Annotated in this window: 3 protein-coding genes and 1 pseudogene; 1 reads left to right on the top strand and 3 read right to left on the bottom strand. The window is 34.8% G+C overall.

All coding sequences use genetic code 11. From position 1 onward, the window contains the following. Window positions 1–623 precede the first annotated feature (623 nt). Entirely contained in the window at window positions 624–1,619 is a 996-nt protein-coding gene (locus J1D01_RS17175; RefSeq protein ID WP_421151737.1) for an IS110 family transposase, read from the top strand. Window positions 1,620–2,100: 481 nt separating this feature from the next. On the opposite strand, the gene J1D01_RS17180 is transcribed toward J1D01_RS17175, so the two are convergent. The 3 genes and pseudogenes from J1D01_RS17180 to J1D01_RS17190 form a co-directional block, all read right to left on the bottom strand. Then, the gene (locus J1D01_RS17180; protein ID WP_372938697.1) at window positions 2,101–2,550 is read right to left on the bottom strand and encodes a JAB domain-containing protein; all 450 of its coding nucleotides are present in this window, start codon (window positions 2,548–2,550) and stop codon (window positions 2,101–2,103) included. A gap of 78 nt (window positions 2,551–2,628) precedes the next feature. After that, a pseudogene (locus tag J1D01_RS17185) lies at window positions 2,629–2,966 on the bottom strand (single-stranded DNA-binding protein). Window positions 2,967–3,723: 757 nt separating this feature from the next. After that, a complete protein-coding gene (locus J1D01_RS17190; protein WP_421151738.1) occupies window positions 3,724–4,560 on the bottom strand; it encodes a DUF932 domain-containing protein in 837 nt (278 codons plus the stop codon). Between the last annotated feature and the right edge of the window lie 34 nt (window positions 4,561–4,594).

A 4,594-nucleotide genomic window follows, 5' to 3' on the forward strand; every position in this document is an offset into this window, starting at 1 on the left:
AAACTAAACCGAAACATCGCGCAGCGTGTTACCCTCTTGCTTCTCCCTTAGATTCGCACTAGTCATTTACATAGAGTTTCCTTATAAGGTATTTAATCCCTATAATGATTAGTTATCTTCTTATACGGAAAAACCTCCGTAATTGTAAATTACTACCGGTCGGTAAAGGGGAGTTACGCGCGTCATAAAGCTTTAGACTTACGTTTTTAAAATCCTTTATCGGCTATCTCTGAATCGTATCAAATGGAAATTCAGGCTTAAAGGCCTAACATCAGGGTTTCGATGGTAATTCAGATTATTGATTGTATTTACGTTCATCTCTTATAAAATCTAACCTTTAACTCAAAAGGTCTATATAGTCGTTCATATAGAAGGTTTGGACAATAATTGTCATATATTATACCTTCAATGATTGTGGATGGCAACCAAACCGGTAAAGGCGCATTAGTTGCTTCTCAAAGTCTCGGACTTAGGAAATTTTGATTCAATCCTTTATCGGTTATCTTCTGAAATGGCATCAAATGGAAATTCAGGTTTATAGACCTAGTAAAAGGGATTAGATGATACCTCAGATGCTTGGTTGTGTCTGATCTGTTTTGTTTCATTATTTTAAATTTTTTATCATGGAAGAATTAGACATTCTGTATTTTATTGGTATTGACATTTCCAAACGTACTTTTGATGTGGCCATTATCAATGGTGAGGTTACCAAATCGTTTCTTTTTGACAATACACAAAAAGGGGTTAAGGCCTTTTTAAGGCTCTTAAAAAACCAGGATATCACATTAGATGATACGCTCATCTGTATGGAGCACACTGGTATATATGGGAACTTGATCATTACAAAGTTACTGGAGGCAGGGGCAAATTTTTGCGTGGAGATGTCTTTGAGGATTGTACGTAGCCTAGGCATCCAGCGAGGTAAGTCCGACAAGCTCGATGCCATCCGACTGGCACAATATGCCGTCAAGCACTGTAAGGAAATGGAGCTGTACAGTCCTCTTCCCGAAGTACTCAAAAAGATCAAGATACTTATCAAGGCCAGGGAGCAATTGGTGAATTTTAAGGCGGATTTGAACAAACATCCCAATGAGGTCAAGCTCTTTGATGCCGAACTTGGAAAACTGGCCCAAAAACAGGTCAAAAAGACAAACAGGTGCCTCGATAGCGAGATCAAGCGCATTGAGGCCGAATTACAGGAGCTCATCCTTTCAGATGAAAAACTCAATAAAACTGTTGGACTAGTTACTTCAGTTTCTGGAATTGGTATCATGACAGCTCTATATTTCATAATCTTCACCAATTTTTTTACTCGCTATAAAGAAGCCAAACAACTGGCTTGTTATTGTGGTGTCGTTCCTTTTGAGCATACATCCGGATCCAGTGTCCAAAAAAGATCCAGAGTGCATCATATTTGTAATCATACTATGAAAAAACATCTTCATATGTGTGCTCTGGCAGCTGTTAGGCACGATCCAGAGCTTAAGCTTTACTATGAAAGGAAAGCTGCTGAAGGAAAAAATAAAATGCTGGTTCTCAATAATGTCAGAAACAAACTTGTTTTGAGAGTATGTGCTGTTATTAAAAGGCAAAAACCTTATCAAAAAAGAGTGGCCTAATCGTTTTATTTTTTCTTTTTTAAAGTTTTTCATTTTTTATTTGCTTTTAACATGGAAATCAAATTTTGTCCCACAGGGACCGAAATTTTCCGAACAACCTGATTAAAAATCAGATCGCTTTTTATTGAGCATCCTATCTCTTTAAAGGTATTACTTTGACTGGTAATCGTAAAACGTGGTTTGTTGTTAATTAAACCGTTTTGAGTTCATTCTGTATGATTTATAGGTAGAGGACTATTCTGAAAATCAGATTAGGGCTTATGAAAAGAAAAAGACCTCTGAAATTTTTAAGTCAAAGGTCTCTTAGGTTTTGATTTTCTTTTTATCTGCATTCATATACTAAACACATAATCGTAATTATATAAATGCTTAAGCTTCTAATAAGGATTACCTTTTAAAGGTTGTTGTTTAGCATTGTATTTTGAGTGTTTCAACTGTTCTGCTTGGGTTTCTAAATCAAGGTTATTATGATTTTGCTACTTTATAGTATACCTTCATCTGCAAAACTGAAGTAATCACCATTTGGAACTAGTATTAAATGGTCTAGCACATTTATATCAAACAACTTAGCTGCCTTTTGTATTTTTGTTGTCAATTGTTTATCGACTTCACTAGGCAACAATTTTCCAGACGGATGATTATGAACTAATATAATGCCCACAGATAAAGTTTTTATAACCACTGCAAATAATATTCGCATATCTACTATGGTACCTGTAATACTCCCTATTGACAATTGATAAATCCCTTTTACTTTATTGGAATTATTAAGCAATACCACCTTAAATGATTCATGTAAGCCAATCGTATCTTTATCCCATTGCTTGAATATCAACTTAGCAGCATCTGATGAATTTTTAATCCCATCAGCATTAAATGTGCTGCGTTTTTCTCTGTAACTAATTTTTATTTCTTTAACTTTAGCTTTCATTACTTATTTGATTTAAAGTAAATAATGACAAAGAGAGTGTTTATTAATGAGGGACACTCTCTTCATCTTTTTTAATACCTACCCATTGTTTGATAGCAATAAAATGTCACTGATTACCACTTCGGTTACATAGCGTTTATTTCCCGACTTATCCTCATAACGCCTTGTTGATAGTTTACCGGATACCGCAATTTCTTTGCCTTTTGTAACATACTTCTCAATAATGTCTGCTGTCTTACCCCAGGCTATAACGGTATGCCAATTGGTATCTGTTGTTTTTCGCCTTGACTGTTCTTGTAGTTCTCATTGGTTGCCAATGATAATCGGGCTACTTTTTTGCCACTTTCTAAGTTTGTAATTTCTGGCTCGTTTCCTACGTTGCCAATTAACTGTACTTTGTTTTTTAAGGTACTCATAATAATGTGTTTTTAAAGGCTTGATTTTTTAACAAGCGGGTTAATAATTTCCCTTTTCTGTTTAATATGAATTAAATTTTAAGGGGTGTTTTGTATGATTTCTTGCGTGCACAGCACTAATAGATTAAGGGGGTTTTGTCAAGACTTTTTGAACACAAATCAGGAGTGTCTGCGACGTAGTAAAATCCTTGGATTTTCAAGAAAGTAGAAACCTTATTTTTTTCTAAAACTTGCTTGGTATTGACAAGTTCCATTGCGTGTTAGCAATGCTTTTAAAATCTTTTACAAGGGAGCGTACGGAAAGTTTAGCGAGCGTAAGTGGAAGATTTTAAATTAGAAGTGCTTATACGCTACCTGTTTTTCGCTGTACCGAAAAACAATAAAAGGCTTTATCTATTATAAACCCCTTAAAATTATCTTAGTCAAAATCTAAATTACTTAGCATTATATTGTGAAATTTTAAGATGATTTTGCAGATAATGCTATTAAAAGGAATTTGGATTTTGACATTCCGATTACCAGCGAACTCCATTTCCGATTTTACCCCAGAAGTGAAGTGCTCCTACCCTACATAGTAAGTAAGCAACAGATTGGAAAGCCAAAATCGGGAATGGTGTTCAAGATATTTTACAATGAAGCTCTTTTTTCGAAATGAAGATTTTATAGCCATGCAAGAAAAAGTGCTGAATGTCTTTATTTGTAAGTTCTAAATGTGAAAAACCAGTTTTTAATTAGGAACTGGAAAACCTACCATGGTTTATGCCATCTCATAAATTTCATCAAACAGTTTTTTATCCAACCGTTCTTGTTGACCGAAACTTTTCTTCAAAACGTTATGAAGTACTGAATTAAAGGCATTGTAGCCTAACCATAGATTTGGTTCTTCATTGAGCAATAAGGCTTCATAATTCAAGGTTTCGATGACCTCACGGGATTTTTTTGAAGGGTCGCTATTCTTATCGCTGCACTCGTATCTGAAGAGCTTCGTTTTTTCCAGTATGGCCTTTACAAACTCTTGTGTATCGATGATTTTAAAGGCTTTCATCTTTTCAAATTTCTTGGTAATGGTATAGAACTCATTGTCAAGAAATTTATCAAACAGGTTGTTTAACCTCGGCATAATTAGGCTCGTGTTATTCTTACTGTGCTTAATAGAGAACTCAATTCGCGCTTGGGAAACATGTAAGCCATTTGAACATACTTTCCTGTAAAACCCAAAGTGTCCTGAGGTTTTTTCACTTCCATCATACGAGTTTTTAAAGCGAAGCATGGGGAGTATCAAATCCTTACGATTCTTTACTGTAAATTGATTTTTGTCGTCTATGATAAAATCTGTGATAAATGACCTGTCATTTTTGTTAATAGTACGCTTATGATAAGTAAGCGCTGCATCTATCAACATTCTTTCTGCCGTTTTGAAAAACAGTTGATTGGGTATATGCCCATAGCTATTGGACACGACATTGACTAATTTTCCATTAGAAATAATGGCATTTTCCAGGCCTCTTCTTGACGCAATTCCTGTTAAGTACTTTAATGGTTTCATCTCAGATGATACGAAGATGTCGTCTTGTTGTAAATTACTCAAATACATAATAATAAAATTTTAGATTAAACAATATTTGAGC

Origin of the sequence: Seonamhaeicola sp. NFXS20, from assembly GCF_049132085.1 — a bacterium.
Lineage (GTDB): Bacteria > Bacteroidota > Bacteroidia > Flavobacteriales > Flavobacteriaceae > Seonamhaeicola.

Bases quoted from the DNA above. Each gene is read 5' to 3' on its own strand.
- J1D01_RS17190 (WP_421151738.1), bottom strand. From the start codon at position 4,560: ATGTATTTGAGTAATTTACAACAAGACGACATCTTCGTATCATCTGAG.
- J1D01_RS17175 (WP_421151737.1), top strand. From the start codon at position 624: ATGGAAGAATTAGACATTCTGTATTTTATTGGTATTGACATTTCCAAA.
- J1D01_RS17180 (WP_372938697.1), bottom strand. From the start codon at position 2,550: ATGAAAGCTAAAGTTAAAGAAATAAAAATTAGTTACAGAGAAAAACGC.